Origin of the sequence: Labrys sp. 22185 (assembly GCF_052045555.1) — a bacterium.
Lineage (GTDB): Bacteria > Pseudomonadota > Alphaproteobacteria > Rhizobiales > Labraceae > Labrys > Labrys neptuniae.
This window is the reverse complement of the sequence record NZ_JBQEPH010000087.1, coordinates 1-3,258: the sequence shown is the minus strand read 5'-3', so window position 1 is coordinate 3,258 and position 3,258 is coordinate 1. Positions and strand designations below refer to the sequence as shown.

Genomic DNA, 3,258 nt, shown 5'->3' with positions numbered 1-3,258 from the left:
GCGCGCCAATATCGCCGGCACCTATTCGGCGGGCGGCCGCAAGCCGGACTTCGGCGTGATGGGCGGCCTGTCCTACACCTTCAATTGACGCCGAAGGCATCGGACCCCTCTCAACTTGGGGGCTCGGGAAACCGGCGCTATTCGTCCGCCCACCAACCCATGACATGCTGGGACTAAACAGATGCGCAAACGACAGGCAAGGTATGCCTACAATCCGCTCCCCTCGCTTTCCGAATAGTTCGAAATCCTCGCCTCTTGACTGACCAGCGATAATGATCTTCGCATCGCTACTCCGAATTTGCGACAGGACCGTCTTTCCTTTATGCGTTTCCTGGGGCAGGGCGGCAAGGTTTCGGACGCCAAGATGATCTGGTTGTTCCGGGAGCACCTGGTGCAGGCGGGGGCTGTTGAGAATCTGTTCGCCCGCTTCGACAAGCACCTCGCCAAGGCCGGCTATCTGGCCATGGGTGGGTAGATTGTCGACGCCACGATCGTTGCCGCCCCGAAGCAGAGGAACACCGACGACGAGAAGGCCGATATCAAGGCCGGCAAGCTTCCCGATGCCTTGAGGGACAAGTCTGCGAAGCTCAGGCAGAAAGACCGGGACGCACGATGGACGGTGAAGTTCTCGAAGGCCAAGGTCGATGAGGAAGGCAAGGAGCACAAGCGCCCATCGCCGTTCCCGTCTTCGGCTATAAGAACCATGCCGCGATTGATCAGCGGCATGGCTTCATCCGCGGCTGGATCGTTACGAACGCCGCCGCCTATGACGGCGCGCAACTCCGCAACGTGGTGAAGCGGCCGAACACCCGCTCAACCGTGTGGGCTGACACGGCGTATCGGTCGAAGAAGAACGAGGCTTGGCTCGACAGCAACGGTTTCGCCAGCGACATCCATCACAAGAAGCCGAAGGGCCGACTGATGAGCAAGGCGACGGCGCGGGCCAATGGCCGGCGATCAAGAATCCGATCACGCATCGAGCACGTCTTTGCTCACCAGAAGTCCCGGACGGGCTTGTTTGTCAGGACCATCGGCATCGCCAGGGCGACGATGAAAATCGGCATGGTCAATCTCGCCTACAATATCATCCGCTACGTCTGGCGCGAGAAAATGGCGGCATCAGTATGACACGATGCCGGGGTGAGGCTTCACCGTTCCCCAAATCCAGCATCGTCATCGCACTGCGCCACCCTGATTCCGGTCAAATTCATCCTCAAATCAACATTGACCGGTAATTCGAGCCGTCCAGATGGTCCTCGCCAGGTTGTCGCGACAAAGCAGTCGAAAAGGCATGATATCTTTCGCATGCTTTTCCGCTCGCCGGTCTCTGAGTGAGTTTGCCGCCAAAGAGGGGAGCTTGGCTCGATCGGCACGCCCTACAGCCTCGCACCGCTCTGCGGGTCGAAGACGTGGACATTGGCCCTGTTGACATCAAGGTAGAGCGTCTCGCCCGGCTGGGGCGACAGGCGTTCGCGAAACACCGCGCGCATCTCGGTGCCGTCGATGGTGCCGAACAGATGGGTCTCCGCGCCGGTGGGCTCGACCACGCCGACCACGAAGGGAAAGCCGGTCTGCGCATCGCCGACGATGAAATGCTCGGGGCGGATGCCGATCTCGACCGCCTGCCCGGAAGCGGCGGTGCTGTCACCCATCGGCAGCAAGAGGCCGTTCCTGGTGCGCAGACGCGGCGCGCCATCGCCCTTCTCGGCCGTACCGGGAATGAAGCCCATCGAGGGCGAGCCGAGGAAACTCGCCACGAAACGGTTGGCAGGCCGGTCATAGAGCTCGAGCGGCGTGCCGACCTGCTCGATATGGCCGGCATTCATCACCACGATGCGATCGGCCATGGTCATGGCCTCGATCTGGTCATGCGTGACGTAGACGATGGTGGTCTTCAGGTCCTGGTGCAGCGCCTTGATCTCGGTACGCATCTGCACGCGCAGCTTGGCGTCGAGATTGGAGAGCGGTTCATCGAACAGGAAGAGCTCGGGCTGGCGCACGATGGTACGGCCCATGGCGACGCGCTGGCGCTGGCCGCCGGAGAGCTGGCGAGGATAGCGCTCGAGATAGTCGTGCAGGTTGAGCACGCTCGCCGCCTTCTTGACGCGCGGCTCGATCGACTGGGCACTCTCGCCGCGCATGCGCGGGCCGAAGCCGATATTGGCGCGCGTGGTCATGTGCGGGAACAAAGCGTAGCTCTGGAACACCATGGAGATGTTGCGCTGCTGCGGCGACAGCTTGTTGGCGAGCTTGGAGCCGATCCACAATTCGCCGTCCGAGATCTCGTCGAGGCCGGCGATCATGCGCAGCAGCGTGGACTTGCCGCAGCCGGAGGGGCCGACCAGCACCACGAATTCGCCGTCGCGGACATCGAGGTCGATGCCCTTGAGGATCACGGCCGAGCCATATCGCTTTTGCAGCGCCTTGACCTGCAGGCCCGCCATGTCACGACCTCCTCTCGATGATGTCGCGCACGAAGCGCAGATTGCCGGCGGTCAGGCCGCCATCGACCGGCAGGACCGCTCCCGTCACGCCGGCGGCGAGCGGGGAGGCCAGGAAGACGGCGGCATTGGCGACGTCCTCGGGGCGCACCATCCGGCCGAGCGGGTAGTGGGAGACGACATCTTCGAGGATCGTCGGATCCTTGGCAAGGCGATGGTCCCAGGCCGGCGTGCGCACCGAGCCGGGGCAGACGACATTGGCGCGGACGCCGTCGCGGCCGGCCTCCACCGCGATCGACTTGGCATAGGCGATCAGCCCGGCCTTGGCGGCCGAATAGGCCGGGTTGCCGTAATGGCCGAGCCCGTTGACCGAGGCGACGAAGACGACCGAACCGCCGCCGCGCGCTGCCATCGCTGCCATCACGGGCCGGGTGACATGAAAGGCGCCGGTGAGGTTGATGGCAAGCTCGCTGTCCCAGACCGCGTCGTCGACGTCAGCCAGCGTCTCGGCGCGGGTGAAGCCGGCATTGTTGACCAGGATGTCGGGCGTGTTGCCCTGGGCCACCAGTTGGGCAACGGCATTGGCGCAAGCCCTGGCGTCGGTGAGATCGAAGACGAGCCGGTGCTGCAGGGGCAGGCTTTCCAGCAGGGCCGCATCCCGGTCGGCGCCCGAGACGATGGCGCCGGCCCGCAGGAAAGCTTCGATCATTGCCCGCCCGATGCCGCCGCCGGCGCCGGTGACCAGGACGTGGCGTCCCGAAAGGCCGAAGGGATCGGGGAGGCTGGCAGGATCGGACATCGGAAGACTCGTGGGAAC

4 protein-coding genes are annotated in these 3,258 nt (G+C 63.9%); 2 read left to right on the top strand and 2 right to left on the bottom strand.

Features of this window, described 5'->3' with window-relative positions; translation table 11 throughout:
• Positions 1–322 precede the first annotated feature (322 nt).
• Positions 323–475, top strand: coding sequence for a hypothetical protein (locus tag ACTJKX_RS37690; protein WP_440728453.1), 153 nt, complete (start codon positions 323–325; stop codon positions 473–475).
• A 197-nt stretch (positions 476–672) separates the two neighbouring features.
• Positions 673–1,128 (top strand): transposase, encoded by a 456-nt coding sequence (locus tag ACTJKX_RS37685; RefSeq protein ID WP_440728455.1) that lies wholly within the window; start codon positions 673–675, stop codon positions 1,126–1,128.
• A gap of 248 nt (positions 1,129–1,376) precedes the next feature.
• Here the strand turns inward: ACTJKX_RS37685 and ACTJKX_RS37680 are convergent, their stop codons facing one another.
• On the bottom strand, positions 1,377–2,444 hold the full coding sequence (locus ACTJKX_RS37680; RefSeq protein WP_440728452.1) for an ABC transporter ATP-binding protein: 1,068 nt from the start codon (positions 2,442–2,444) through the stop codon (positions 1,377–1,379).
• Position 2,445: 1 nt separating this feature from the next.
• Positions 2,446–3,240 (bottom strand): SDR family oxidoreductase, encoded by a 795-nt coding sequence (locus tag ACTJKX_RS37675; RefSeq protein WP_394315765.1) that lies wholly within the window; start codon positions 3,238–3,240, stop codon positions 2,446–2,448.
• Between the last annotated feature and the right edge of the window lie 18 nt (positions 3,241–3,258).